This window comes from Nocardia barduliensis, from assembly GCF_013315795.1.
GTDB classification, from domain to species: domain Bacteria; phylum Actinomycetota; class Actinomycetes; order Mycobacteriales; family Mycobacteriaceae; genus Nocardia; species Nocardia barduliensis.
Genome location: NZ_JABLTE010000078.1, coordinates 1 through 25,075, shown reverse-complemented (window position 1 = coordinate 25,075; position 25,075 = coordinate 1). Strand labels below are relative to the sequence as shown.

Sequence of the window (25,075 nt, the reverse complement as noted above, 5' to 3'; positions counted from 1 at the left end):
CCATGCCCGCCGCGATACCGGCGGGCAACTCCGGGGAGCACGGGCGCGAAGCGTGGCACCGAGCCGAAGTAGGCGGAATCGCGCCAGGTTGTGCCTGGTCGTGATTCGACGGCGACGCCCCGCGCGCCGCGCCGAGCGCGAGCAATAGATTCGACCCATGCGCGCGGAGTCCGGGGCCCAAGGGGACGAGGCCGAGCCGACCGATCAGGAGCGGCTGGCGATCAAACTCGAGATCGCCGTGGTGCTGCTCGTCACGTTCGGGCTCAGCGGGCTGAGCGCCGCGCTGTCGCTGGTGGAGAGTGCGCTCGCCCCGGGCGGGCTCGGTGGTCGGACGGTGGCGCTGAACCCGTCGCGAGCCACGCAATCCACCATCGACCTGCTGTTTCAACTGCTCAGCGTGCTGCGACTGGTGGGCTGGGCGGCGCTGGGGCTGTATCTGCTGTGGCGCGGCGGCATGGGACCGCGCCTGATCGGGCTGGCGAACCGCATTAGGTGGCGCGCGGACGTGCTGCCGGGCCTGGCACTGGCGGCGATCATCGGGTTGCCGGGGCTGGGACTGTATCTCGCCGCGCATGCCTTGGGCTTCAGCGTGACGATCGTGCCCGCCTCGCTCGGCGATTACTGGTGGCGGCTGCCCGCGCTCATCCTGTCGGCCTGTGCGAACTCGCTGGCCGAAGAGGTCATCGTGGTGGCGTTCCTGCTCACCCGGCTACGCAGGCTCGGCTGGTCGGCGAACTCCGCATTGCTCACCTCCGCGCTGCTGCGTGGCAGTTATCACCTGTACCAGGGGTTGGGCGGCGGGCTCGGAAATATTGTGATGGGCGTCATATTCGGACGCTATTGGCAGCGCACGAACAGGCTGTGGCCGCTGGTGCTCGCCCACGCGACCATCGACGCGGTGGCCTACATCGGATACACCGTTCTGCGCGGCCATGTTTCGTGGCTTCCGTGACGCAACCGTGCTCGTCGGAGTGCTAACAGCGCGGCGCTGGCAACGAATTACGAAGCAGCGCCGCTTCCGCGTGCGCGGTGTCCACATGCGGCACCTCACAGACGCCCGATAAGTAGAGTCTCAGTGATGAACGGCGACGACCCCCAGCGCAACGCGCGTCCGCGCCGGATGCCGCCGCCCGGCCGGTCCGGTGAACCTCCGATGGGCCGGCGCATGCCGCCGCCGGGCCCGGGCGCACCGTCGCCGATCGAGCCCACGCATGTGATTCGCCGCGACGGATCGGCCGACCCGCACGCGCAGCCGTTGGCGTATTCGCAGCTTCCGCCGGAACACGCACGGCGAAGGCCGCCTCCTCCCCCGCCGCGCGGGCACGCCCCGACGCAACGTCCCGTCCCCCATCGCGAGGGCCCGACGCACGCGCCCACTCAACGACCGGTCCCGTACCACGAAGGGCCGCCGCACGCGCCGCCCAAGCAACCGCGTTCTTATCGTCAGGGCCCCCCGCCGATGCCGCCGCGCGGCGAACGACCGGCCCGCGCGCCGCGACCGCGCCGCAAGCGCCACCCCTTCCGCTGGTTCCTGGTGATCCTGCTGGTGCTGGTGCTCGGCGCCGTCGGGGCCGTCATCCAGCTGGACAACTCGCTCAACCGCATCCCCGCGCTGACGAACTACGCCAAGCGGGTCGGCGACACCCCCGGTACGAACTGGCTGCTGGTCGGCTCCGACGGCCGCGGTGACCTGAGCCCCGAGCAGGAGCAGGAACTCGCCACCGGCGGCGAGGTGGGCCCCGAGCGCACCGACACGATCATGCTCGTGCACGTGCCGAAGTCGGGCAAGACCACCCTGGTCAGCCTGCCGCGCGACTCGTACGTCAGCATTCCCGGCCAGGGTAAGGACAAGCTGAACGCGGCGTTCGCGATCGGCGGGCCCGCGCTGCTCGTGCAGACCGTGGAGCTCGCCACCGGCCTGCGCATCGACCACTACGCGCAGATCGGCTTCGGCGGCTTCGCCAGCGTGGTCGACACGCTCGGCGGCATCGACGTCTGCGTGCCGAAGCCGATCGACGACCCGCTCGCGGGCATCGACCTGCCCGCGGGCTGCCAGCGGCTGAACGGACCGCAGGCGCTGGGCTTCGTCCGCAGCCGCGCGACCGCGCTCGCCGACATCGACCGGATGAACAACCAGCGGATCTTCATGGCCGCCCTGCTGAAGAAGGCGACCAGCGGCGCCACCCTGGCCAACCCCTTCAAGCTGTGGCCGCTGGCCTCCGACACCGCGAAATCGTTGAAGGTCGACAACGGCGACCACATCTGGCACCTCGGCGGACTCGGCTGGGCGCTGCGGGGTGAAACCGTCGCCACGGCGGTACCGGTCGGCGGATTCGACGACACCGCCAGCGGCAATGTGCTGCTCTGGGACAAGGACAAGGCGAGCCGGTTCTTCGACGCGCTGGCCGGGGACCGCCCCGTCCCCGAGGACCTGCTGACACGGTAGCGTCGATGCCATGCCGGACACCGACGATGCCGACGAGTCCTTCCCCGACTTGCTGCGCACGCAGATCCGCCATGGATTCACCAGTGCCCAGCAGTATCTCGCCGCCGCCGTGTACTTCGACGCCCGCAGACTGCCGCAGTTGGCCGGACACGCCTACGCCCGGTCCCGCGAGCATTACGGCAACGCGCTGCGCATGGTGCAGTACCTGCTGGACCGGGACCTGCCGGTGCAGATCGGCGGGCTGGAGCCGATCGACTCGGCTTTCGAAAGCCCGCGTGCGGCAACGGCTCTGCTGCTCGAGCTCGAGCAGATCCGCAGCGCCCAGATCAGTGATCTGGCTCGCGCGGCCCGGACCTCCGGTGACTATCTGGGCGAACGATTCGTCCGGTGGTTCCTCGAGGAACAGGTGAAGAACGTCGCCGGGATGACCACGCTGCTGTCCGTGATCGACCGCGCCGAAGGCCAGTTGTTCGACGTGGAGGAGTTCGTCGCCCGCGAGCTGCGGGGGCGCCCGCGCTCCGATATCCAAGCGCCGAAAATGGCGGGCGCAGCGAAGAATTAATTAGGCAACACTAGCCTCATTAAGGCTGTACTTGGATGACACGGGGCCTGACCAGCGCTAATGTCGATGCTATGTCAAGCCATCCGGAATCCCCCCGCAGCAAATTCCACAGCCTGTTGCACGATCAGATCCGGCACGAATTCAATGCCGAGCATCAGTACATCGCGATTGCGGTGTGGTTCGACAATGCCGACCTTCCGCAACTGGCCAAGCGCTTCTACAAGCAGGCGGTCGAAGAGCGCAATCACGCGATGATGATCGTGCAGTACTTCCTGGACCGGGATATCAGCATCGAGATCTCCGGCATCGACGCCGCCAAATCGCGGTTCGAGAGCGCCAGGGAGCCGATCGCCCTGGCGCTCGCCCAGGAGAAGACGGTCACCGAGCAGATCATCCAACTGGCGAGCACGGCCCGGGAAGAGGGCGACTACCTCGGTGAACAATTCATGCAATGGTTCCTGAAGGAACAGGTCGAGGAAGTCGCGAACATGACCACCCTGCTCACCATCGCCGATCGCGCCGGGTCGAACCTGTTCGATCTCGAAGAATTCGTGGCCCGGGAAATGAGCGGCCCGAGCGACGCCTCCGGTGCGCCTTCGGTGGCGGGTGGCTCCGTCTGATACGCACGCCGGAAAAGATGAACAGGCCCGGTCCCGCACGCGGAACCGGGTCTGTCGCTATTTATCATCCATACCCGGTCGAGTCGTCTCCAAACGTCGGCTCAATGTCGCCAGGCACGACGGTTCGGTGAGACTTCCCTAACCTCAGCATGTCGACGGCAATTGAAACTGCCGAGTTCCCCGAGGAATGGCTTCTCCCGAATTCCCCGTCGATTCCGGGTTCAGCGCAATGTGACCTGACGCGACCGCAGACCGTCGCGGGAGCGCCGCTCGTCGGCCGTCAGCGGGGCGTCGACGGCCAGCGCCTCGGCCAGGCGCGCGCCGAACTCGGTCGCGGGCTTCAGCCATTCGTCGGCGTGCCGCTCCCGGTCCAAGTCGAACACCGGGACCAGCACGCCGTGCGTGCGGAACGACCCGGCGAAGCGGGAACCCTCGCCCAGATGCAGGCCGCCGGAGGCGTGCACACGGGCCAAGGCCAGCATGAGCGCGTCCTCGTCCTCGGGCCGCACCCAGCGGATGTGCGCCTTCTCACCCGCGTCCACCCACCAGGCGGCGCCGATCGCGTCCGCGTCGAGGGCCAGCCGCGCCGACGGCATGATCGCCTGCTTGGCCTGCTCGATGGTGGCCGCGACCTGCGGGTCGGGCTCGACACCCTCGGGCACCCACCAGTCGAAGTCCTGATGCACGGTCAGCTCCAGGCGCGCGGCGGGATCGATGACGTCGGCCAGCCGCGGCCCGCCCGCGACGCTCTCCACGGAGCTCAGCGAATCACCGGGCTCGGCAGACTGGGTCCACAGGATCGCCGCGGCCAGATCAGCGGCCGGGTCCGCGCTTTGGAACTGCACCTGCGCGCCCACATAGCCGCTGGGCTCGTCACCGGCACGCACCAGCGCGGCCACCGCGCCGGGCAGCACCGTGCCGAGCACGACCGGCCGCTCGGGCGCCACCGAAGGCGACAGCGTCAACCGCGCCGTGGCCGACGGTACGAATTCACGCAGCGCGACCAGATCGCACTCCGCGGCCAGACCCTCGAACGGACGCGTCACGGCCTGCGCCGCCTGCTCCTGCGCCGCCCGCCGCTCGGCGAGACGCTGCGCCCGGTTCCCGCCGGGCTTCGGACTGTTGCGCTTGCTCTTACCCACGAGGGGTCAACCTACACAGTGTTTGATTGGCCGCGCCTTCGGCGCGGCGTGTTCGCGGCCCCTTTATGGCTCGCGTCCGAGCGGCCACCGCTTGCGACTGCGTCGCGGACGCGGCGGCCGCTCGGACGCGAGCCGGGCCGCGAACGGCGGATGCTCGGTCTCGCTTCGCTCGAAAGTCGTGGTTGGGGTGCGCTGGGCGCGTGGGGTGGTGATCGCACTACCTCGGTGTGCGTGATACCGCTGCCATGACTTCTGGCGGTGTCTCCGTGGTGCGTAGTCACAGCCGCTCAGGACTTGCGCCAGGCCGCGAACGGCGGATGCTCGGTCTCGCTTCGCTCGAAAGACGTGGTTGGGTGCGCTGGGCGCGTGGGGTGGTGATCGCACTACCTCGGTGGGTGCGATACCGCTGCCATGACTTTCTGGCGGTGTCTCCGTGGTGCGTAGTCACAGCCGCTCAGGACTTGCGCGCTCGAAACCTGGGGTCGAGGTGCGCTGGGCGCTTGGGTTATTGAGCTTGCTATTCGTGCTGTGAGGTGATTTGGCGGCGCGAGCGTGGTACCGCAGAACGGTTTCGTCGCGAGCACCACAGCAGCTGCCCGAGATACGACCGGCCGGACTCCCGGCGCTCACCCGCGACGGCAGGTTCACCGGGGCATGAATCGAATCCCGCGGCGCCAATAAGCAACGCCCGATCTCACATACCCCGGGGCGAACCATCCACGCTCGCTCATCCGCAACTTCACAACGGCAAGTTCATCGGGGAACTGGTGCGGTGCCGCCAACGGGCAACGCCCCGGACTCCGTCGTTCCAGGTCTGGGGTTGCGCCAGTGCCATGGTGCTGGGTGTTGACCACGCGAGCTGTGGTGCCGCACGCAATCGGCACAGCTGCGACAACTGCTCGGCCGTAGCCCCCGGATGCGAACGATGAATTCGGAGGCTCTTCTGCCGTATTGCGGTGTATGGGCGAGCGCCTTGATGATTGCGTCCGAGTGGAGCGCCGCCGGGCACTCTTGCGGAGACCGAGGAACACCTCGGTCTCGCCTGGACGCGGCGGGTGGTGCGGTTCGGGTGTGGTCCTCCCGAGCAATCCGCTGCGTCCTCCAGGGGTTCATGCGGCGGGGAGGAGTGACTTGGTTCGGCCGGGGTGGTTGGTGGCGATCCAGCTGACGCCGAGGTCGGCGCACAGTTGGACGTCGTCGGGGTCGTCGACGGTCCAGCAGTAGGTGGCGCGGCCCGCAGCGGCGGCCTTGTCGACCAGGTCGGGGTGGTCGCGCAGCGTCTTCACCGAGGGGCCGACGGCGGTGGCGCCGACGGTCGTGGCCGCCGAACCGCCCAGGTAGCGCGACGACTCGCCGAGCAGAACGGTGGGCAACAGTGGCGCGGCGCGGCGGATGCGCCAGACCGCGGTGGCCGCGAACGACATCACGACGGCGCGGGAATGGTCGGCCGAGGCCGGGGTGGCGATGCCGAAGCGCTGCAATTCGGCGAGCAGCTTGTTCTCCACCAGCGCGCCGTAGCGGACCGGGTGCTTGGTCTCGATGAACAGCTTGGTCGGTCTGCTGCGCCAGTCCAGCACCAGGCTGATCAGTTCGCTGAGGGTCAGCACCGAGGCGGGCGATCCGTCGGCGCCGAAATCGAGCGCCCGCAGTTCCTCCAGCGTCATCTCGCTGACCAGCCCGCTGCCCGAAGAAGTCCGATCGACGGTGCGATCGTGCACGCACACCAGATGCCCGTCCCTGGTCAATCGGACATCGCATTCGACGCCGTCGGCGCCCTCCTGCAGCGCCAGCTCGTAGGCGGCGAGCGTGTGCTCGGGGCGCGCCGCCGAGGCGCCTCGATGCGCGACGACGAATGGCGCGCGACTGCCCTGGCTCACTTGGCCATAACCTCCTCCTGCTCACGGTCCTCAGCACCGTTGTCCTCGTGCGCCGGGGCGGCCTGCTCGGCGTGCGCCGGCTCGGCCGTGTGTCCGCCTCCGCCGGGATGCACCGGCTCGATCACCGGCACGGCGGGGTCGACGGCGATCAGCCAGCGACGCGTGGTGCGGCTGCGACCGAGCAGATCGTGTCCCTCGATCGTGCGCAGCGCCCACAAGCTCAGCAGCGCGACCGCCGCGGCGACCGCGTCGGTGAACGCGGTGAACAGCACCCCGTCCGCTTGGGCCTGCAACGAGTCCGCCATCCGCCACAGCAGCGCGGCCGCGGCGACGAGTCCGCCGAACACCCACGCGGCCCACCAGATCCGGACCGCGCGACGCGCCCGCGGGTCACCCTGGAGCGTGGCGACCTCGCTCAGGTAGACCCCGGGCCACAGCAGGTTGACCACCGGAACCAGGCAACCGAGCGCGAGCACTCGCGGCGATCGCGGATCGCGCCGCCCCACGGCGGCGTAGGCCGAGCGCCGGAGTTCGATCAGTCTTCCCACCGTGGCCGCGGCCGCCGCCAGCGCGACCGCGACCGCGAGCACCCCGGTGCCGATCACGAACGCGTCGGAGGCGAAGAGTACGGCGGGGTGGATCAGACGCGTCCGGTTGCGCAGGAGCACCCCGTAGCGCGCCAGTTCGGCGACGGAGGCGAGCGCGAAGACGCACGCGGTCGCGACGAGCACTGTGCCCACCGCGGCGGTCAGCTTGGCGAGCGGACGGCGTACCGCACCCGCGGTTTGCGGTGGCGGGTCGATCAGGCCCCAGCGCGGCATCTGCTCGTATCGCGGCGTCCGGCTCTGCGCGGGCGGGCGCGCGGGCGGCTGCCCCCGGCGGGCGCGGTGCTCGGGTTTACGCGCCACCCAGCGATAGTTGCGGCGCTCGGCGGGCGCGTCGATCGGCGCCGGCGAGAGGAGCACGCCGCGACAGCGCGGGCACCAGTGCATCGGGGCCCCTTGCACGGCCCAGCGCGCGCCGCAGCGCGCACAAGGTTGCACCACCGTACTCACCCGCGCACCTCGTTCTTTCGTCAGTAGATCTTCGCCTCGTGGTCGCCCTCCGCGACCAGCGGCCGGCCGGCCTGCTGCCACGCCACCATGCCGCCGCGAACCTGGATGGCCTCGTAGCCGATATGCGTGAGGTACTCCACCACCTGGAGGGACCGGCCGCCCTGCCGGCAGACGACATAGAGTTCCGCGTCGTAGGAGAGTTCACCGATCCGGGCGGGCACGTCGACCATGGGGATGTGCGTGGCGCCCGGGGCATGTCCGAGCTGCCATTCGTCGTCCTCGCGGACGTCGAGCAGGATCGGTCGCGGCGTGTCGGCCGACGCGGGCGCGCTGCCGTCGAACTCGGCAGGCACGTCCTCCACCGTGACCGACGGAACGTGGGGGCTCGTCACAGATTCGATCCTGCCATGGGCGGCGCGGCGCCGTGCAGTTCGATGCCCGGGATGAGCCTCGACAGCGAGCTACGACTTCAGGTATGTTCTCCACTCCGGAACTCGACCGTGCCCCCGCTCGATGCGGGTTGTGCATAACTAGGTCGAAGTTATCCACATAATCCACAACCTGATCCACAAGGCGCGGCTTGTCGACCGCGTTCAAGCGAAAACACCCAGGTAACCAAGCAACCGCTCGGTTACCTTTCGGGGGCAAAACCAGACTTGCGGTCTTTACTCGCCGCTCTTCCGGGGCGGACGCTGGATCGAGCCCCAGGCGAGCGATGCGAATGACCGATCCGGGACTCCCCTCCATATCCATCCCGGAGCGGCCATTCGTCGCCGACATCGGAACCCTGCGGCCGAGAGGTCCCGATATCTACTTGGACGGCACGCGGGCGCATTCGGTTCCATCGAATCCGGACGCCGCCGAAATACCGCGATACGGCAGGTGCGATCGGTAGCCTGAGCGCATGAACGTGAGCAGGGGGCTACGCCACGGAATGGACACCGAAGGACTCAACGTCGCGTTGTCCGAGGCCACGTGCCTCGGCCTCGCGGTCGACGAGACCGCCAACGAACTGCGACTCGACCTCGAAGTGCTGACCCTTCCCGAGGAAGGGACGGCGGCCGAGGACTACCGGGTGCAGGTGACGTTCACCGGCGTGAGCCGGGTCGCCGCCTCACTGCGGACGCAGCACTGGGACGACCTGGAACCTCAGGTACTACCGCTGCAACTGGAAGGGCTGGACGAGGCCATCCGCAGCTTCGGCGGCGGGCGGCTGCACGGCTGGGAGTTCATCGATCTGGACGACAGCGGCTGGGCGCTGTGGAGCGAACTGCTCAGCTTCGACACCCGGATCGATGACCGCTCGTCCACGCACGTGCTGGAGTTCTCCCAGGAGGAGGGCATCGATCCGCGCGAGCTGGATGTCCGCGTCTGGTTCGACGACATCGTCGTGCACGATTCGCGTGGCAAGCAGATCCCGCTGGCGGACTTCGTCGAGGGCGGCGCGCGGTGGTGGCGGGCACACGATGCTGGCGATCCACGGGCAACCCGTCCGGGCATCGCTCCGCCGCTGTAACCGGACCCTTCGGAGCACAGAGCCCGCACGCCGGCGGAAGCGGCCGTGCGGTTTCGTGCCGGGCTCAGGCGTCCAGGCCGACCGGGCAGCTCACTCCGGTGGCGTGCACCGGGCAATATCCGCCGGGGTTCTTCGCCAGATACTGCTGGTGGTAGCCCTCGGCGTAGTAGAAGGCCGCCAGCCCGGGCAGCGGCGCGATTTCCGTGGTGATCCGGCCGTAGCCCGCGGCGGCCAGGCGCTTGCCGTACGTCTCGGCGGTGGAGCGGGCCAGATCGGCCTGCTCGGGGCCGAAGGGGAAGACGGCGGATCGGTATTGGGTGCCACGGTCGTTGCCCTGGCGCATGCCCTGGGTGGGATCGTGGTTCTCCCAGAAGTGCCGGAGGATGCCCGCGTAGCCGATCACCGCCGGATCGAACACGACGAGCACCGCTTCCGTGTGACCCGTCCGCCCGCTGCAGACCTCTTCGTAGGTGGGGTTCGGCGTGTACCCGCCGACGTACCCGACGGCGGTGGTGTAGACGCCGCCGAGTTCCCAGAAACCCTTCTCCGCGCCCCAGAAACAGCCCATCGCGACGACCGCGGTCCGCAGCCCCTCGGGAAACGGCGGGTGAATCGGGTGACCGTTCACGTAGTGGGTATCCGGCACGTCGAGCGGCTCCGCCCGGCCGGGAAGCGCTCGCTCGGGAGCGACCATGCCGGGTTCGGGAAGGCTGAGCCGCCCGACTAGTTCGTCGTACCACGACATGGTTCGATGCTACGCGTGCGTTTCCAGTGGTGCCGATGTGCGTGATGTGACGGGGCGCGACCGGCTCCGTGTGAGCGGCGTCACCGGAATGTGCGGAGGTCGGCCCAGGTTGGAATCGACCGGGTGTACGAATGATGGTTGGCTGTGCACGGAACAACGGGCACAACCAGCCCGACATAGGAAGGGACATCGTGGCTGAGTACACGCTGCCAGATCTGGATTACGACTACAGCGCCCTGGAGCCCCACATCTCCGGGCAGATCAACGAGCTTCATCATTCCAAGCACCACGCCGCGTACGTCGCCGGTGCGAACACCGCGTGGGAGAAGCTGGAAGCCGCTCGCGAGTCGGGCGATCACAGCGCCATCTTCCTGCACGAGAAGAACCTCGCGTTCCACCTGGGTGGGCACGTCAACCACTCGATCTGGTGGAAGAACCTCTCCCCCAACGGCGGTGACAAGCCGGTCGGCGAGCTGGCCGCGGCGATCGACGACCAGTTCGGCTCGTTCGACAAGTTCCGCGCGCAGTTCACCGCGGCGGCCAACGGTCTGCAGGGTTCCGGCTGGGCGGTGCTCGGCTTCGACACCCTCGGCCAGAAGCTGCTGACCTTCCAGCTCTACGACCAGCAGGCCAACGTCCCGCTGGGCATCATCCCGCTGCTGCAGGTCGACATGTGGGAGCACGCCTTCTACCTGCAGTACAAGAACGTCAAGGCGGACTACGTCACCGCGTTCTGGAACGTGGTCAACTGGGCCGACGTCCAGGAGCGCTTCGCCAAGGCGACGTCACAGGCCAAGGGCCTCATCTTCGGCTGAGCCGGCTCGCACACCGGAACCGGGTCCGCGAATCCGTCGCCACGCGCGGCTGGAATCGCGGGCCCGTTCTGTTTTCCGCGACGCGGGCGCTTTGCCGAAAACACGCCTCATTCGCCGCGGGTTCGCCCTCGGGGAGGTCGAGCGCGAATCGGTGGGTACGCAGCCTGATTGCTTCCCGCTCGGTCGCCAGCTGTCCGATTGGCACTCTTTGGTACTTGTGTGCCAGGTGACTCGTGGTTCATATTCGGGAAATCCACACCAAAGGGACGGGCAAGGTCGCCCCCGGGTTCGGCAAACGGGAGGCAGAAATGCGCACGAACGAACCGATCGGCATCACGCCGTTCCATTCGCGCGGGTCGCTGCGGGGCTTCTTGATCTCCGGCCGCTGGCCGGACACCACCAAGGAGTGGGCCCAGGTGCTCGTGCTCGCGGTGCGCGTGGCCACGCTGCCCGGTCTGCTGACCACCTCCACGGTGTTCGGCGTCCGTGAGGACCTGCCCGACGACCCGGCCCCGGGCACGGTCGGCCTGGTGCTCGCCGAAGGTCCGGTACTGGGCGAGGAAGCGGTGGAGCCGGGCCGTTTCGCCGAACATGTGCCACCCGCCTTGCTGATGCTGCATCCTCCGTCCGAAACCCGCCCGTCGCTGCCCGAGTGCACCGGCGCGGCATCCGGCTGTGTCCTGCTGCCCGGCGTGCCCCATCTCGGGCTCGAGCACCGCGCGGCCTGGGTCGAGGCAGAATCCGACGGGACCGTCACGTCGCTGGTCAGCCGGGTCGGACTCGATCCGATCAGCGATCCCGACACCGCGGTTCTGGCCATGCTGCTGGCCGCGTGAGGGTAACCGAAATTTACCGCTTGGATCGCCAAACTTATTGCGCGCATGGCGATTTCGATTACAGCGGGTTGGCAAGAGCGGAACCCCCAGGGTAGAGTCGGCTGCAGCGAAGGGGAGTAGCCCCCAATCGCACAGTCGACATACTGACCCGCCGGTCCTCGGGCCCGGGTCCGGCTGTGTGAACCGGCATTCATCCGGTGGGCGAGACCTTCGGCCTGGACAACCATTTCGTTGTCGGCCGGAGGCCACCCGCATCTCCGACCGGCAGGCCGGAGACCTGGGAGCCGCCACACATGATCGCCACCGTCTTGCTGAGCATCGGCATCGTCTTTCTCGCCGAACTCGGTGACAAGTCCCAGCTGATGGCGCTGACGTTCGCGCTGCGCTATCGCTGGTGGGTCGTACTGGGCGGCATCGCGACGGCCTCCGCCGCGGTACACCTGATCTCGGTCGGCGTCGGCCATTTCCTCGGTGCCGCACTGCCGACCAGGACTATCGCGCTGATCGCCGCGCTCACTTTCCTGGCCGTCGGCCTGTGGACCCTGCGCGAGCACTTCGGCCCCGGCGATGAGGACCCGGCGCCGAAGCCGCCGAAGGCCGGTGGCGCGCCGTTCTTCGTGGTGCTGTCCGCGTTCCTGCTCGCCGAACTGGGCGATCGGACCATGTTCGCGACCGCCGCGCTGGCCACCGATTACGACTGGGTGGGCGTATGGCTCGGCTCGACGATCGGCATGGTCGCCGCCGACGCGCTCGCCATCGCGGCCGGCATCCTGGTCGGCAAGCACCTGCCGGAACACGCCATCGGCATCGGCTCCGGCCTGCTGTTCCTCTACTTCGGTGCGGCCACCCTGCTCGGCGCGGCCGCACCGGGGCTCGGCGGCGCCGCCGTCGCCGGGCTCGCGACGGTCGCTCCCGCGCTCGCCGGTGCGGCGCTGTCGCTCACGCGGATCGCTCGCCGGAAGGCCCAAGAGCGGCCCCGTACACTCGTCCACCTCGCCGCAACAGATCCAGCAGCGGTTCCCGCAGCGCGAGCAGACCGGCCGAGTCCCCCGCCGCGATCCGAGCGGTGACCATCGAACCCGCCGCGGCGGCCAGGGCCTGACAGGCGAAGCGCTGCGGCTCGGTCCGCGCGTCCAGCACGGCGGCGATCAACTCGACGAACCGTTCCTGCAGCTGGGCCCGGCGCGCGATGGCCGCGGACCCCACCGCGAAGACCTCGACCAAGAACAGTCGCGCGCTCGCCGGATCGTCCACCAGGTATTGCAGGTAGGCCCGCAGGATCCGGTCCATTCGAGCCATCGGGTCCGAGCCGCCCGGCACACCGTCCTCCGTCTCGGTGGCCTCGGCGATCCGGTCGAGCAACAACTGTACGGCGCGCTCGTAGGCGGCCTCGAAACAGTCCTCTTTGGAACGGAACTGCTCGTAGAAGGTCTCCCGCGACACGCCCGCCCGCTTCAGGATCGCCGCGACCGACGTCCCGATGTAACCGTTCTCGGCCATGGCCTCCGCCGTCGCGACGAGGATCCGCTCGCGCTGCGAGGCGATCACCTGCTCGCGCGGCAGTCCGTGCCTGCCCCGCGGGAGGCGTGCGCTGATGGCCGATTCGGTCATACGGTGACTCCGGTGTTCGGTCGAGCTGACTGGGCTGCTCCATTCTGCGCGGTCGGTTCCGCGGATCCGGCGCACAGGGTGCGCGGCGGCGCGAGCTCACGCGCCGAGACGGCGCGGCGCCCACGGTGTGACGGTACCACCGGGGAACAGTCACGTTCGCAAAGACTTCGCCAGCGGGCGACGAGGCGAGGGAGCCGTGCGGGGCCGCGCGCCCGCCACCGGTTAGGGTGCAATTGACGAAAGGCCAACTGGCTGTCACGAACGAGAGGACCATCGTGGAGATTTCGGGTTCCGCCGCCATTGTCACCGGAGGCGCATCGGGCCTCGGCGCCGCCACCGCCAAGCGTTTCGCCGATCTCGGCGCCACCGTCTTCGGCCTCGACGTGCCGCAGTCGATCGAGCGCGCCGGCGACAGCGTGCCGGACGGGGTCACCCTCATTCCCGCCGATGTCACCAGCAACGACGAGGTCAGCGCCGCCGTGGCGCAGGTTGTCGAATCGGGCGCGCCGCTGCGCATCGTGGTCAACTGCGCCGGCGTCGGCTGGGCCGGCCGCATCCTGTCCAAGAACGGCCCGCACGATCTGGAGCTGTTCCGCACGGTCATCACGGTGAACCTGCTCGGCACCTTCAACGTCATGCGGCTGGCCGCCGACGCGATCGCCAAGACCGACACCGTGGACGAGTACGGCCAGCGCGGCGTGATCATCAACACCGCGTCGGTCGCCGCGTTCGAGGGCCAGATCGGCCAGATCGCCTACTCGGCCTCCAAGGGCGGCGTGCACGGCATGACCGTGCCGGCCGCGCGCGACCTGGCCCAGTTCGGCATCCGGGTGAACACCATCGCCCCCGGCATCATCGACACCCCGATGCTGGCCGGCGTCACGGAGGAGTACCGCAAGGGCCTCGAGGCGGGCGTGCCCTTCCCGTCCCGCCTGGGCCGTCCGGACGAGTACGCGCAGCTGTCGCAGTACATCGTCGAGCACGACTACCTCAACGGCGAGACCATCCGCATGGACGGCGCGCTGCGCATGGCCCCGCGGTAATCCCACCGCACCGCTCCGGCCGCGCGCGGTCCTTTCTCGGAAGGGCCGCGCGCCGCTGTTTCTCAGCCCTGCGGCTTGTGCCCGATGCCCAGGTACGCCGTGGTGGACAATGGACAGTTCGGCCGGTATTTCTCGGCCAGAAACGCCTTCATGACCGCGGCGCGCCGAGCCCAGACCTCCGCGCTCACGCTGTGGCGCATGAGCTCCAGCGGGGCGCTGCTGCGCACCATGGCTTCCCACATCTTCTCCGGGCTCTCGAAGGTGAGCGCGATCGAATGCCGCTGGATGGACACCGCTTCGAAACCCGCGCCGCGCATCTCGGATTCGAAGACCTCCGGATTCTCCAGGCTCAGGAAGTTCGGCTGCGGCTCCTGGATGTTCGGGTCGGCCGCGGTCAGGGCGCCGAACATCATCCGCATCAGCGGCGAGTCCGCGATCGGGGCCCAGCTCGACACCACCGCCGTGCCGCCCGGCCGCAACACCCGGAACAACTCGGCGAAGCCCCGGGCTCGATCGGGAAAGAACATCAGTCCGAACATGGAGAACCCGGCGTCGAACCGGTCGGATTCGTACGGCAGATCCTGCCCGTCACCCACTCGCGCCCGGACATTGGTCCACCCGGCGGCAGCGGCGTCCCGCGCCAGTCGCGCGATCATCGGCTCGGAGAAATCGATGGCCTCGACCTGCGCCACGTGGCCCGCGGCCAACAGGCTGAGCGTGCCCGGTCCCGCCGCGACGTCCACGATCCGCGACTGCGACGACAGCGAGGCGAACTCGAGCGCCCGTGCGGCGAACGGTCGCATGATGGCGGGTGCGAAGTCGGCATATCCGTCGGCGACGAGATCCCATGGCTCGGCCACGGCGAGCGGGTTTGCGGACATGTTGTGACGATCCTTTCAGGCATCCACATCTAACCGCGCCACCCGGGGGGCGAACTCCCCAGTCCTGCGAATATGCCACCCCGATCACCACCGTAACCGGGAAATCGCCGAAACCATCGCGCCGCGACCGGAGGACGCCGGATGGGTCCTCCGGTCGCGGACGGTTCACAACGTGCGCGTGAGCCGATCGGTCAGGATGTGGGCGAAGTGCGCCGGGTCCTTCAGCTCACCGCCCTCGGCCAGCACCGCCGTGCCGAACAGCAGTTCGGCGGTCTCCGACAGTTCGGTCGCCGTGCCCGCGTCGGCCTCCTCCTTCTTGGCGGCGTACGCGTCGCGCAGACCGGTGACCAGCGGGTGGGTCGGGTTGAGCTCCAGAATCCGCTTGCTCTCCGGCAGCGCCTGACCCGAGGCCCGGTACATCCGCTCCAGCATCGGCGTGAAGTCGAAGACGTCACCGACCAGGCAGGCCGGGGAGGTGGTGAGCCGGTTGGTCAGGCGCACCTCCTTGACGTTCTGCTCCAGCGTCTTGCCCAGCCAGGTCAGAACGTCGGCGAAGTCCTTGTCCTGTTGTTCACGCAGCGCCTCGGAGGCCTTCTTCTCCTCCTCGGTCTCCAGGTCGACCTCGCCCTTGGCGATGGACTGGAACGCCTTGCCGTCGAACTCGGGCACCGAACCGACCCACATCTCGTCGACCGGGTCGGTCAGGATCAGCACCTCGCGGCCCTTGGCCTTGAACGCCTCCAGGTGCGGGGAACTCTCGACCTGCTGACGGGTCTCGCCGGTCATGTAGTAGATCGTGTCCTGCCCCTCGGGCATCCGCTCCACGTACTGGGCCAGCGTGGTCAGCTCGGTCTCGGAATGCGTCGAGGCGAACGAGGAAACCTGCAGGATGGTCTCGCGATTGTCGAAGTCCGAGAGCAGACCCTCCTTCAGGACGCGGCCGAACTCCTTCCAGAACGTCTGGTAACTGGTCTGGTCCTCGGCGCCCTGCAAATCCTTGACCGTGGACAGCACCTTCTTCACCAGGCGCTTGCGGATCATCTGGATCTGCCGGTCCTGCTGCAGGATCTCGCGGGAGACGTTGAGCGACAGGTCCTGCGCGTCCACCACGCCCTTGACGAAGCGCAGATACTCCGGCATGAGCTCTTCGCAGTTGTCCATGATGAACACCCGCTTGACGTAGAGCTGCACACCGCGCTTGTGCTCGCGGGTGAACAGGTCGAACGGCGCGTGCGAGGGGATGAACAGCAGCGCTTGGTACTCGAAGGTGCCCTCGGCCTTCATCGGGATGATCTCCAGCGGATCGTCCCAGCCGTGGCTGACGTGCTTGTAGAACTCCTTGTACTCCTCGTCGGAGACCTCGCTCTTGGGGCGCGTCCACAGCGCCTTCATGGAGTTGAGCGTCTGGTCCTCGATGACGGTCGTCTCCTTGGCGTCCTCGCCCTCGCCCTCGGTGACGGTCCGCTGGACCTGCATGCGGATCGGCCACGCGATGAAGTCGGAGTACTTCTTGACGATCTCGCGCAGCTTCCACTCCAGGGTGTAGTCGAAGAGGTGATCCTCTTCGTCCACCGGCTTGAGCCGCAGTGCGACCGACGTGCCCTGCGGGGCCTCGTCGAGTTCTTCGATCGTGTAGGTGGAGCTGCCCGCGCTCGACTGCCATCGGGTGCCGGTGGTCTCCCCCGCACGGCGGGTGGTGAGGGTGACCTGGTCGGCGACCATGAAGGTCGAGTAGAAACCGATGCCGAACTGGCCGATCAACTCCTCGGCCGCGGCCTCGGACTTGGCCTCGTTCAGCTTCTTCCGCAGTTCGGCGGTACCGGACTTGGCGAGGGTGCCGATCAGGTCGACGACCTCGGCGCGCGACATGCCGATGCCGTTGTCCCGGACGGTCAGGATCCGATTGTCCTTGTCGACCTCCAGCTCGATGTGCAAGTCGGAGGTGTCGACGTGCAGATCCTTGTCCCGGAAGGACTCCAGCCGCAGCTTGTCCAGCGCGTCGGAGGAATTCGAGATCAGCTCCCGCAGGAAGGTGTCCTTGTTGGAGTAGACGGAATGGATCATCAGCTCGAGCAGCTGATGGGTCTCTGCCTGGAACTCGAGTTGTTCGACGTGCTCTGTCACGTCGCGATGGTACCGCCGCGGCGCAACTACGGAGCCGAAGGAGGCACCGCCGCGTAATTCGGAACGGCTCCGTCCGACCGGGAATCGGCAACCGGCCGGAACTCGGCGAGACCGGGGACCTCGCCGTCGGCGCGGGTGGTCATCCATTCGCGCAGCACCTGGGTGGCGCGGACGTCGTCCTCGTTGTACTCCAGCAACCGGGTGCGCTGGGTCTGATCCGGCGCTGCGCCGTCGTAACCGACCGCGAGCCGATACCAGCTCATCGATGCCTCGCCACTGGCCTCGGGATCGCGCCAGGAGAACCCGGCGACCGGCGCGATCTTCTTCAATCCCTTGCCGTTCGGGCAGATGAACTGGTCCGAGACCGCCTGGAACATGTCCACCCACTGCGGCCCGTCCACGAACGCGCGCACCTGCTCCACCGTCGGCACACCGGGGCGCCCGGCGAACCGGCGCGCCGACTCGTACAGCCACTTGTCCTCGGCGGTGCGTGAATAGCAATACGCGGCAAATGTTTTGCCCGCCGCGGCCGCCTCGGCGCGCACTCGCATCAGCCAGGTCCAGAACTCGCCGAAGGAGCGGCCCTCGTCCTCGGTGGGCAGCGGGTCCCAGGTGACGAACGGGCGGTACACGCCGTTCAGCAACGTCCCCCACAGGTACGCGCCGTACTCCTGGAAGCTCTCCAGATCGACGTCGACCTCCACATCGGCCCGCCGCACCCGCACGCGCTCGACCCGCCGCACCAGCGGCGCCCCCGCGATCCACGCCCGCGCCGTGACCACGGCCTCATCGAACGGGCCGTGCTGCCAGTCCTCCGGCTCCTCGCCCACCCAAGCGGCGAGCTCGTCGATGGTCTGCACGTCGTGCCTGCGCAGCACCTCGGCGCGCGAACCAGGCGCCACCAGGCTGACGTCGCGATGCTCGATCAGCCAGCCCTCGCAGCCCGGCCCGTCGATGCCGCGCGTCCACCACGGGCACTGCCTGCACTCGGGCACCTTCGAGGGGACGGTCGGCAGCTCGCCGCGCACCACCGCGATCCGGTCGGCATAGCGGCGGTCGTAATCGGCCAGCAGCGGCGCCAGATCGTGCACCAGAATCCGATCGAAGTCGAAGCCGATCACGCCACCGACCAGCGCGGGGCTGGCCAGACCGTGCCGTTGCAGCATCCGGTGCAGATGGGCGAGCCGCTGCTGGTCGCGAGGCTGCTGGCGCAGTTTGCGGTGCGGGTCGGGTCGCGGATTCCAGTGATAGGGGTCGGTGGTGGTGGGGTGGAAGTCGGCCGGCTCGGGTTGGCGCGGGTCGGTCACCTTGTGGTTCACCACGATGACCGGGATGTAGCCGCCGCGGTCGGCGTCGCGCAGCAGGATCTCCGAACCCCCGCGCCTGCCGGTGTCCGGCTCCTGCGGCAGCAGCCCACCCCAGATGTGCCGCGCACCGGCTTCGCACGCGCGCATCGTCGCTTCGGCGCGCTCGGCGGCGCGCAGACGAGGATCGATCACCACCCAGGCGTCAGGGGCCGCGCCGACCAGTGCGTCGCGCACCCGGGCGCGATGCGCCGCCGCGGCATCGCGGCGCTGCCGCACGCCCGCGTCCTCGACAATTCCGACCAGCGCCTCGGGGTGCGTCGCGTCCAGACGCAGGCGATGGCGACAACCGATCAGCGCCCTGGCGTCGATGAAGGCGGTCGGCGCGCCGGTGGCCCGATCCACGGCCGTTCCGTTGCGCTTGCGACCGTCTTGGTCACCGATGTCCGAATCCACGCTAAGCAGTATGGTCCCTACCCCTGACAGGGTTGAATTTCAGCGGCTCTGTTGTTTGGCCGCGACTTCGTCGCGGCGTGTTCGCGGCCCCTTTGGGGCTCGCGTCCGCGCGGCCGCCGCTTGCGACTGCGTCGCGGACGCGGCGGCCGCTCGGACGCGAGCCGGGCCGCGAACGGCGGATGCTCGGTCTCGCTTCGCTCGAAAGACGTGGTTGGGGGTGCGCTGGGCGCGTATTGCGGTGATCGCACCACCTCGATTTCGCGGTCGGCGGGAGGGGGTGGTGATCGCTTCTACGTCAGGAACGCGGCACATGCGAACCTGCCGAGCTGCGCGCGGCGGATGCTCGATCTCGCATCGCTCGAAACACGAGGGGAGCTGGGTGTGCGTAGGGCGACAACGCTGGTGGGCCATCGCGGATCTGTTGAGGCTGCGGCGGGCCGGTGAGGCGTTCGTTTGTGATTGCCGCATTTACGGCAGGCCAGCGTGGAGCGCGAGGAACCGGCCGTCGAGCCCGTATCCAATGGGTCATCGCCGATCGCTGCGACACGCTGGTAGACGTACTCGGGACGGGACCGGCGTATTGCCAGGTGTCCAGCGCGTGGGCCGCACTACCCTCGCAGCTGTCGGGATGGACCCGATAGGGTAACGGCAAAGCGTGTGACATGGGCGGACGGGCTTCCCCGGCGTCGTACTGCCATGGCGAACCAGCATGACGGAGGGCCTTCGATGGGGTTGTTCACGAAGCGCAAGCGGCGGCCGAGCCGCCGGGCCGAGGCGAAAGCCCTCAAGCACAAGGCAGTGATCGAGGCCAAGCTCGCGGCGAAGAACGATCGCAAGGCGCGCCGCGCCGAGGCCCGCACGCAGCGCAAGGTGGCCAAAGCGCAGATCGCGGCATTCCAGGCGGAGGAGAAAGCCGCACTGAAGGCGGCGGCCAAGGCCGAACGGGATCCGTTCAGCGCCGGCCAGGTGAAGAAGTACCTCGGGGTGGCCCGCGTGCTCATCCCGGTGCTCGCCCCGCTCGCCTATCGCGGCGCGACTTTCCTGCGCGGGCAGCTCGACACGCGCCGCGCCCAGCAACTCGGCGTCGGCATCGACCAGCTCGGCGACTTCACCGGGCACGGCGCCAAGCTACAGGCGCGCATCACGAATGCCGAAGCGGCGCTGAACAAGATCGGCACGCAGAACGGCAAGGACAAAGGTGACACGCAGAAGTTCGTCTCGGCCACCAGGGATCGTCTCGGCAGCCTGACCGCCGCCGTGCACACCTCCGACCAGATGCCTGCCAACCGCCGCCGTTCGGTGCACGCGTCGATCTCCCACGAGTTGTCCGGGATCGAGTCCGACATCCTGGCCCGGCTCGGCGTCCGCTGACCTTCCTCGTCCCGATGCCCGCGCACCCGATCACCGGCCACCTTCGTGGTGGCCTGGTCGGTGTGCTCGTCGGCGTGCTCGCCGTCGCGGCGCACGGGACAGCCGGTGGAGGCGTACCCGGCTCGACCGAACTGACCTTGCTGCTGCTCATCGCCGCGGGGATGGGCTCGGCCGCGGGGACACTGCGAGCGTGCCAGCGCCCGTCCGGCGCGGCGGGCCTGCTCGGCGCCGGTCAGTTGCTCAGCCACCTCGCCTTGTCGGTGCTCGGCCACGACCACTCCGTAACCGGCTCCGGCACAACGATTTCCCCGCTGCCCACCGCCTGGATGCTGCTCGCGCACATCGTGGCGGCGGGCGGCTGCGCGGCGCTGATCGTGCTCGCCGAGCGGCTCTACGCCGCCGCCTCCGGTGCGCTGCGGGCGATACTCGCACCGCCGCGGCGAGCACGGGTCGCAGGCGCGCCGCCCTGGTCCGATCCCGGTCTCCTACCCTTTCGCTGTGCTCCGCTGGGTGCGCTCGGCCCGCGTGCGCCGCCGGTGCCGGTCTGATCCCCGACACCCCCTTTTTCTCGCACAGGAGACTTCAGCATGCACAGCTCGATTTCGCGCGCCGTCGGAACAACGGTCGCCACGACAACACTCGTCCTGCTCGCAGGTGGCGCCGCGGCGGCACACGTCACGGTGGACGCTCCCGGCGCCGCGCAAGGCGGATACGCCGTCGCCACCTTCCGGGTGCCCACCGAATCGGACACCGCGAGCACCACGGCGCTCACCGTCACCCTGCCCAATCTCAAATCCGCTCGGACCGAACCGATTCCCGGCTGGTCGGCCAAGGTGGAACGCAACGACAAGAAGGAGGTCACCGCGATCACCTGGACCGCCGATCCGGGCGCGCCGGGCATCGCGCCCGGTCAGTTCCAGCGTTTCGCGGTGTCCGTCGGCCCGCTGCCCGCCCTGGGTTCGGTGAGCTTCCCGGCCGAGCAGACCTATTCCGACGGCAAGGTGGTCAGCTGGGACCAGCCGATCGGCAAGGATGGCGACGAACCCGAACGTCCGGCCCCGACGCTGACCCTGGCCGCCGGCCAGGAGGACGCGGACGACGGGCACAAAGTGAGCAGCGAAGCCGGGGACGACGACGCCGACCACGAGGACGAGACGGCCCGCTGGCTCGGCGGGATCGGTCTCGCGCTCGCCCTGCTCGGTGTCGCGCTCGGCGTCGGTAACGTGATCCGCGGGCGGCGCGCATGAGCCGCCGCCTCCTGGCCGCCCTCGTGGCGGGCCTGTTCCTGCTCGGCTTCGGCATCACCGCAACGGGAATCGCCGCCGCGCACTCCGCGGCCACCGCAAGCGTCCCGGAGGACAAAGCGACCGTCGACGCCGGTCCGGAACGCGCCAGCGTCACGTTCAACGAGGTACTCCAGCCCAGCTTCCCCTCGCTCACCGTCGTCGGGCCCGACGGAAATCTGTGGTCCAAGGGTGACCCGGTGGTCGAGGGTAGGACGGTCAGCGTCGCCTTGGGCGAGTTGGGCCCGGTCGGCGAGTACACCATCGCCTACCGGGTGACCTCGGCCGACGGGCATCCGGTCAGCGGCAAGCGGCACTTCACACTGAGCAAGCCGGGCAACGGCACGCCGGGACCCAAACCGAATGCGAAAGCCGACGGCAGCTCGGACAGCTCGGGCGGGATTCCGCTGTGGGTGTTCATCGTCGGCGCGATCGTGCTGTTCGGCGGTGGGCTCGCGTTCGCATTGTTCGGCGGCAGGAGCCGCAACCCGCGGCGGTGAACGACATGCGGATCGGCGGCCGGGGCGCCACCCGGCCCGCCCCCGGCCGGACGCCCTGGCCTGCATTGCTGCTCGCCGTCCCGGCCGCGCTGCTCGGCGTCGCGCTCGCCTGGGTGCTGATCCTGCCGGGGCCGCTGCCCGGGGAGGCGGTGGTCCGGGTGGCGGCCGACGGCGCGGGGGCGACCGCGCTGGGATTGGCCGCACTGCCCAGGATCGCCCCGCGCCTGCGAACACCGTGGCGGCTGCTGGCGGTGCTCGCCGGAATCTGGGCGGTCTGCGAGTTCGCGGTGCTGGTCTTCGAGGCGGCCGAGGTGGTCGGCGTCCCGGTGACCGAGCTCGGCGCCGCGGAGTTCGGCACCTACCTGGTGGACGTCAGCGGCGGCCAGGTCGGGATCGCGATCCTGGTCGGTGTCGCGACGGTGGCGGGTGGATCGGCGCTGGCCTTCCGGCGACCCGAGTCCGCCTCCGCCGACCTGGTATTGGTGTTCGCGGCGGTCGCGCTGGCATTGCGTCCGATCACCGGGCACATGTCGCAGCAGGCGTTCGGCTCCGTGCTCGCCGCGGTGCACGCGCTGGCGGCCGGAGCCTGGTTCGGACTGCTGATCGCGCTGGCGCTGGTGGTGCGGACCCGGGGCGAGTGGGCGGTCGTACTGCCGAAATATTCGGCAGTGGCGCTGCCTCTGGTCGCGGTCGTCGCGGTCACCGGGTTGCTCAACGGACTGATCCGGGTCGGCGGGATCGCCCCGTTCGTCAGCACCGGATACGGCCGGATCCTGCTCGCCAAGACGGTGGTGTTGCTCGCGTTGCTCGCACTCGGCTGGTGGTGGCGGCGCAGCTGGGTGCCGCGGGCAGCCGACCACCGGATGGACGCGAAAGACTCGCTGCGCCGTGCGGTCGCCGAGGTGATCGTGATGGCCCTGGCCTTCGGACTCGCCGCGACCCTGGCCGTCACCGCCTGAGCCTCGCGGCTTTTGCCCGGTTAGGGTTTCCGCATGACCGTAGTGAAGATCGTCGAGGATTGCGTGGCCTCGGCGGAGTCCGCGTTCGCCTACGTGAACGACTATCGAAACCTGCCGCGCTTCCTGCACGGCATCGAATCCTTCACTCCGGTCGGCGAGCAGACCGAAGGGCTCGGCGCCACTTTCGACGGGCGCATGAAACTGGGGCCCGCCTCGCTGAAGTCCCGGATCGAGGTGGTTCGCTGGGAGAAGGACCACGCGATCGGCGTGAAGTCGATCAAGGGTTTCGAGATCGAGTCCACGTTCCTGTTCCAGGCCAAGGGCGAGAGGTTGTGCACCGTCGACGCGATCGTGGACTACCGGGTGCCCGGCGGCCTCGCGGGGCGGGCGCTCGGCAAGACCATCGAACCGTTCGTCAAGATCGCCGTGCAGCACACCACGCACAACCTGGTCACCCAGATAGCCGCATTCCACGCCGCTCGGTAGGGGCCGGTTGCGCCGGTGACGCCGGGGTCGGGATGCTGGAGTGGTGAGTGCTGAACCCTCCTTCGGACAGCGGATCGGCTATATCTTCGGCCGCACGCTGCCGGAATCCATGTCCGACTGGGTCCGGGAGGACCTGATCGGGCCGGGGGCCACGCGGCGCTATCTGCTGCGGTTCCTGGTGCCCGTGCTTCCGGTGCTCATGCTGTTCCTCTTGCTGCCGGGCCCCTTGTGGATGGGTTTGGCGATGATGGCGCTGCTCTACATCCCCCTGATCTACTTCACGGTGGCGCTGCTGTACGTCTACCGGCGGCATCGGCTGATCAAACACGGTCTCGACCCCGCGCTCGCGGACGCCGACGCCCGCCGCCGCGACCAGCGCGAACGCCTCGATTACGAACGCAGGCACGGACGCGGTTGAGCCCCGCCCGAACCTAGCGTGGCTTATATCACAGGCATAGCCTGTATGTATGAAAACCCCCACGTTTCGGCAGCGGATCACCTACGATCTCGGCCGCGAGCTTCCCGAGGAGCTGCACGAGTGGGTCATCCACGACCTCGTCGGACACGGGGCCATGGAACGCTATCTCGTCCGTTTTCTCGGTCCGATCCTCCCGTTCTTCGCTTTGGTGCTCCTGTTCCCCGGCCCGATGCCGCTCAAGATCGGCTTGATCGTGATGATGATCATCCCGCTGGTCGTCTTCACGGTCGCCCTCAGCTACGTCTGGCGCCGCTTCCGTCTGGTCCAGCACGGCCTGAACCCCGAACTGGTCGACCACGGCAAGATCACCGACCACGACCGCGACCTCTACGAACTGCGTTACGGCCACCGATAGCGGCACCAGAACCGGCACGCGTAGACAAACCCACGCGTGCGGCTGACCGACGCCCACAGAGCTTCGCGGCCCAGCACCTCCAAGTGCCCCTCCGCGACGAAAGCAAGCAACACCCCCAGCCCCGCGATAGCAAAGATCCAGGTAGCGCGATCACCCCCGACGCGCCCACACCACCTCAACTCCCGGTTCCGAGCGAAGCGAGACCGAGCATCCGCGTTCGCGGCCCGGCTCGCGTCCGAGCGGCCGCCGCGCAAGCGACGAAGGAGCAAGCGGCGGCCGCTCGGACGCGAGCCACAAGGGGGCCGCGAACACCCAGCGCCGCAGGCGCTGGAAAATAAACACCGTGACCGAATCGCAGAATGTAATCGCCACCGCCGACCTGGCCGACGAGATCGGCCCGGAGATCCGGAGCTGCGACACGCAGTTCATCCAGTTCGGTGGGCGTGCGGCGTTCTCCGGACGCATCACCACCATCCGCTGCTTCCAGGACAATCTGCTGGTGAAGCAGACGCTCGGCGAACCGGGCGAGGGCAAGGTGCTGGTGGTGGACGGCGGCGCGAGCGTGCACACCGCACTGGTCGGCGACATCATCGCCGGGCGTGGGGTGGAG

Annotated in this window: 26 protein-coding genes and 1 pseudogene; 18 read left to right on the top strand and 9 right to left on the bottom strand. The window is 68.7% G+C overall.

The annotated features are described in order from the left end of the window. Window positions 1–157 precede the first annotated feature (157 nt). From HOV91_RS27480 to HOV91_RS27465, 4 genes are all read left to right on the top strand, one after another. The gene (locus HOV91_RS27480; RefSeq protein ID WP_174188257.1) at window positions 158–952 is read left to right on the top strand and encodes a CPBP family intramembrane glutamic endopeptidase; all 795 of its coding nucleotides are present in this window, start codon (window positions 158–160) and stop codon (window positions 950–952) included. Window positions 953–1,078: 126 nt separating this feature from the next. Further along, window positions 1,079–2,446, top strand: coding sequence for an LCP family protein (locus tag HOV91_RS27475; protein WP_174188256.1), 1,368 nt, complete (start codon window positions 1,079–1,081; stop codon window positions 2,444–2,446). A 10-nt stretch (window positions 2,447–2,456) separates the two neighbouring features. Beyond that, window positions 2,457–3,008 (top strand): ferritin, encoded by a 552-nt coding sequence (locus HOV91_RS27470; protein ID WP_174188255.1) that lies wholly within the window; start codon window positions 2,457–2,459, stop codon window positions 3,006–3,008. A gap of 71 nt (window positions 3,009–3,079) precedes the next feature. Next, complete coding sequence (locus HOV91_RS27465) at window positions 3,080–3,628, top strand: ferritin (protein WP_174188254.1); 549 nt, start codon at window positions 3,080–3,082, stop codon at window positions 3,626–3,628. A gap of 221 nt (window positions 3,629–3,849) precedes the next feature. Here the strand turns inward: HOV91_RS27465 and HOV91_RS27460 are convergent, their stop codons facing one another. The 4 genes from HOV91_RS27460 to HOV91_RS27445 all read right to left on the bottom strand — a co-directional run bounded on the left by HOV91_RS27460 (window position 3,850) and on the right by HOV91_RS27445 (window position 8,094). Beyond that, complete coding sequence (locus tag HOV91_RS27460) at window positions 3,850–4,770, bottom strand: DUF5926 family protein (protein ID WP_174188253.1); 921 nt, start codon at window positions 4,768–4,770, stop codon at window positions 3,850–3,852. A gap of 1,109 nt (window positions 4,771–5,879) precedes the next feature. Then, window positions 5,880–6,647 (bottom strand): glycerophosphodiester phosphodiesterase, encoded by a 768-nt coding sequence (locus tag HOV91_RS27455; protein ID WP_043717666.1) that lies wholly within the window; start codon window positions 6,645–6,647, stop codon window positions 5,880–5,882. Continuing rightward, window positions 6,644–7,612, bottom strand: coding sequence for a DUF4328 domain-containing protein (locus HOV91_RS27450; RefSeq protein WP_312884790.1), 969 nt, complete (start codon window positions 7,610–7,612; stop codon window positions 6,644–6,646). Before HOV91_RS27450 ends, HOV91_RS27455 begins: the two co-directional genes overlap by 4 nt. 110 nt (window positions 7,613–7,722) lie before the next feature. Further along, on the bottom strand, window positions 7,723–8,094 hold the full coding sequence (locus HOV91_RS27445; RefSeq protein ID WP_174188251.1) for a rhodanese-like domain-containing protein: 372 nt from the start codon (window positions 8,092–8,094) through the stop codon (window positions 7,723–7,725). Between the two features lie 512 nt (window positions 8,095–8,606). On the opposite strand from HOV91_RS27445, the gene HOV91_RS27440 reads away from it, so the two are divergent. Beyond that, window positions 8,607–9,218 (top strand): hypothetical protein, encoded by a 612-nt coding sequence (locus tag HOV91_RS27440; RefSeq protein WP_246350968.1) that lies wholly within the window; start codon window positions 8,607–8,609, stop codon window positions 9,216–9,218. A 64-nt stretch (window positions 9,219–9,282) separates the two neighbouring features. Here HOV91_RS27440 and msrA read toward each other — a convergent pair whose 3' ends face one another. Beyond that, on the bottom strand, window positions 9,283–9,963 hold the full coding sequence (gene msrA / locus HOV91_RS27435) for a peptide-methionine (S)-S-oxide reductase MsrA (RefSeq protein WP_174188250.1): 681 nt from the start codon (window positions 9,961–9,963) through the stop codon (window positions 9,283–9,285). Window positions 9,964–10,154: 191 nt separating this feature from the next. Between msrA and HOV91_RS27430 the strand changes: the two genes are divergently transcribed. The 3 genes from HOV91_RS27430 (at window position 10,155) to HOV91_RS27420 (ending at window position 12,684) form a co-directional block, all read left to right on the top strand. Beyond that, entirely contained in the window at window positions 10,155–10,778 is a 624-nt protein-coding gene (locus tag HOV91_RS27430; protein WP_174188249.1) for a superoxide dismutase, read from the top strand. 308 nt (window positions 10,779–11,086) lie between these two features. Further along, on the top strand, window positions 11,087–11,614 hold the full coding sequence (locus HOV91_RS27425) for a peptidase (RefSeq protein WP_174188248.1): 528 nt from the start codon (window positions 11,087–11,089) through the stop codon (window positions 11,612–11,614). Between the two features lie 293 nt (window positions 11,615–11,907). Further along, complete coding sequence (locus tag HOV91_RS27420) at window positions 11,908–12,684, top strand: TMEM165/GDT1 family protein (protein ID WP_174188247.1); 777 nt, start codon at window positions 11,908–11,910, stop codon at window positions 12,682–12,684. Between the two features lie 325 nt (window positions 12,685–13,009). On the opposite strand, the pseudogene HOV91_RS40605 reads toward HOV91_RS27420, so the two are convergent. After that, window positions 13,010–13,225: pseudogene (locus HOV91_RS40605) on the bottom strand (helix-turn-helix domain-containing protein); the annotation flags it as partial. A gap of 275 nt (window positions 13,226–13,500) precedes the next feature. On the opposite strand from HOV91_RS40605, the gene HOV91_RS27410 reads away from it, so the two are divergent. Beyond that, window positions 13,501–14,268 carry an SDR family NAD(P)-dependent oxidoreductase gene (locus HOV91_RS27410; protein ID WP_174188246.1) on the top strand — a complete coding sequence of 256 codons (768 nt, stop codon included), beginning with the start codon at window positions 13,501–13,503 and terminating at the stop codon, window positions 14,266–14,268. Between the two features lie 62 nt (window positions 14,269–14,330). Here HOV91_RS27410 and HOV91_RS27405 read toward each other — a convergent pair whose 3' ends face one another. The 3 genes from HOV91_RS27405 to HOV91_RS27395 all read right to left on the bottom strand — a co-directional run bounded on the left by HOV91_RS27405 (window position 14,331) and on the right by HOV91_RS27395 (window position 18,982). Further along, window positions 14,331–15,149, bottom strand: coding sequence for a class I SAM-dependent methyltransferase (locus HOV91_RS27405; RefSeq protein WP_174188245.1), 819 nt, complete (start codon window positions 15,147–15,149; stop codon window positions 14,331–14,333). Between the two features lie 165 nt (window positions 15,150–15,314). Next, window positions 15,315–17,273 (bottom strand): molecular chaperone HtpG, encoded by a 1,959-nt coding sequence (gene htpG, locus HOV91_RS27400; RefSeq protein ID WP_174188244.1) that lies wholly within the window; start codon window positions 17,271–17,273, stop codon window positions 15,315–15,317. Between the two features lie 26 nt (window positions 17,274–17,299). After that, complete coding sequence (locus HOV91_RS27395; protein ID WP_312884791.1) at window positions 17,300–18,982, bottom strand: TM0106 family RecB-like putative nuclease; 1,683 nt, start codon at window positions 18,980–18,982, stop codon at window positions 17,300–17,302. Window positions 18,983–19,759: 777 nt separating this feature from the next. Between HOV91_RS27395 and HOV91_RS27390 the strand changes: the two genes are divergently transcribed. The 9 genes from HOV91_RS27390 to HOV91_RS27350 form a co-directional block, all read left to right on the top strand. Then, entirely contained in the window at window positions 19,760–20,404 is a 645-nt protein-coding gene (locus HOV91_RS27390) for a DUF6474 family protein (RefSeq protein ID WP_174188243.1), read from the top strand. Between the two features lie 14 nt (window positions 20,405–20,418). Then, window positions 20,419–20,952 carry a hypothetical protein gene (locus HOV91_RS27385; protein WP_174188242.1) on the top strand — a complete coding sequence of 178 codons (534 nt, stop codon included), beginning with the start codon at window positions 20,419–20,421 and terminating at the stop codon, window positions 20,950–20,952. A 39-nt stretch (window positions 20,953–20,991) separates the two neighbouring features. Continuing rightward, on the top strand, window positions 20,992–21,651 hold the full coding sequence (locus HOV91_RS27380; RefSeq protein WP_174188241.1) for a YcnI family protein: 660 nt from the start codon (window positions 20,992–20,994) through the stop codon (window positions 21,649–21,651). Beyond that, window positions 21,648–22,187, top strand: coding sequence for a copper resistance CopC family protein (locus HOV91_RS27375; RefSeq protein ID WP_174188240.1), 540 nt, complete (start codon window positions 21,648–21,650; stop codon window positions 22,185–22,187). Before HOV91_RS27380 ends, HOV91_RS27375 begins: the two co-directional genes overlap by 4 nt. A 5-nt stretch (window positions 22,188–22,192) precedes the next feature. After that, complete coding sequence (locus tag HOV91_RS27370; RefSeq protein ID WP_174188270.1) at window positions 22,193–23,146, top strand: CopD family protein; 954 nt, start codon at window positions 22,193–22,195, stop codon at window positions 23,144–23,146. 33 nt (window positions 23,147–23,179) lie between these two features. Beyond that, window positions 23,180–23,632, top strand: coding sequence for an SRPBCC family protein (locus tag HOV91_RS27365; RefSeq protein ID WP_174188239.1), 453 nt, complete (start codon window positions 23,180–23,182; stop codon window positions 23,630–23,632). 43 nt (window positions 23,633–23,675) lie between these two features. Then, window positions 23,676–24,050 (top strand): DUF5313 family protein, encoded by a 375-nt coding sequence (locus HOV91_RS27360; protein WP_438822699.1) that lies wholly within the window; start codon window positions 23,676–23,678, stop codon window positions 24,048–24,050. 49 nt (window positions 24,051–24,099) lie between these two features. Beyond that, the gene (locus HOV91_RS27355) at window positions 24,100–24,465 is read left to right on the top strand and encodes a DUF5313 family protein (RefSeq protein ID WP_174188237.1); all 366 of its coding nucleotides are present in this window, start codon (window positions 24,100–24,102) and stop codon (window positions 24,463–24,465) included. A 343-nt stretch (window positions 24,466–24,808) separates the two neighbouring features. Continuing rightward, on the top strand, window positions 24,809–25,075 hold a 267-nt coding region (locus HOV91_RS27350), incomplete at its 3' end, for an RraA family protein (RefSeq protein ID WP_498072318.1).

What these genes read in the sequence shown, in the direction of transcription:
- HOV91_RS27425 (WP_174188248.1), top strand. Translation starts at nt 11,087, where the DNA reads ATGCGCACGAACGAACCGATCGGCATCACGCCGTTCCATTCGCGCGGG.
- HOV91_RS27390 (WP_174188243.1), top strand. Translation starts at nt 19,760, where the DNA reads ATGGGGTTGTTCACGAAGCGCAAGCGGCGGCCGAGCCGCCGGGCCGAG.
- HOV91_RS27405 (WP_174188245.1), bottom strand. Translation starts at nt 15,149, where the DNA reads ATGTCCGCAAACCCGCTCGCCGTGGCCGAGCCATGGGATCTCGTCGCC.
- HOV91_RS27420 (WP_174188247.1), top strand. Translation starts at nt 11,908, where the DNA reads ATGATCGCCACCGTCTTGCTGAGCATCGGCATCGTCTTTCTCGCCGAA.
- HOV91_RS27480 (WP_174188257.1), top strand. Translation starts at nt 158, where the DNA reads ATGCGCGCGGAGTCCGGGGCCCAAGGGGACGAGGCCGAGCCGACCGAT.
- HOV91_RS27365 (WP_174188239.1), top strand. Translation starts at nt 23,180, where the DNA reads ATGACCGTAGTGAAGATCGTCGAGGATTGCGTGGCCTCGGCGGAGTCC.
- HOV91_RS27475 (WP_174188256.1), top strand. Translation starts at nt 1,079, where the DNA reads ATGAACGGCGACGACCCCCAGCGCAACGCGCGTCCGCGCCGGATGCCG.
- HOV91_RS27385 (WP_174188242.1), top strand. Translation starts at nt 20,419, where the DNA reads ATGCCCGCGCACCCGATCACCGGCCACCTTCGTGGTGGCCTGGTCGGT.
- HOV91_RS27440 (WP_246350968.1), top strand. Translation starts at nt 8,607, where the DNA reads ATGAACGTGAGCAGGGGGCTACGCCACGGAATGGACACCGAAGGACTC.
- HOV91_RS27355 (WP_174188237.1), top strand. Translation starts at nt 24,100, where the DNA reads ATGAAAACCCCCACGTTTCGGCAGCGGATCACCTACGATCTCGGCCGC.
- HOV91_RS27370 (WP_174188270.1), top strand. Translation starts at nt 22,193, where the DNA reads ATGCGGATCGGCGGCCGGGGCGCCACCCGGCCCGCCCCCGGCCGGACG.
- msrA (WP_174188250.1), bottom strand. Translation starts at nt 9,963, where the DNA reads ATGTCGTGGTACGACGAACTAGTCGGGCGGCTCAGCCTTCCCGAACCC.
- HOV91_RS27470 (WP_174188255.1), top strand. Translation starts at nt 2,457, where the DNA reads ATGCCGGACACCGACGATGCCGACGAGTCCTTCCCCGACTTGCTGCGC.
- HOV91_RS27380 (WP_174188241.1), top strand. Translation starts at nt 20,992, where the DNA reads ATGCACAGCTCGATTTCGCGCGCCGTCGGAACAACGGTCGCCACGACA.
- HOV91_RS27465 (WP_174188254.1), top strand. Translation starts at nt 3,080, where the DNA reads ATGTCAAGCCATCCGGAATCCCCCCGCAGCAAATTCCACAGCCTGTTG.
- HOV91_RS27375 (WP_174188240.1), top strand. Translation starts at nt 21,648, where the DNA reads ATGAGCCGCCGCCTCCTGGCCGCCCTCGTGGCGGGCCTGTTCCTGCTC.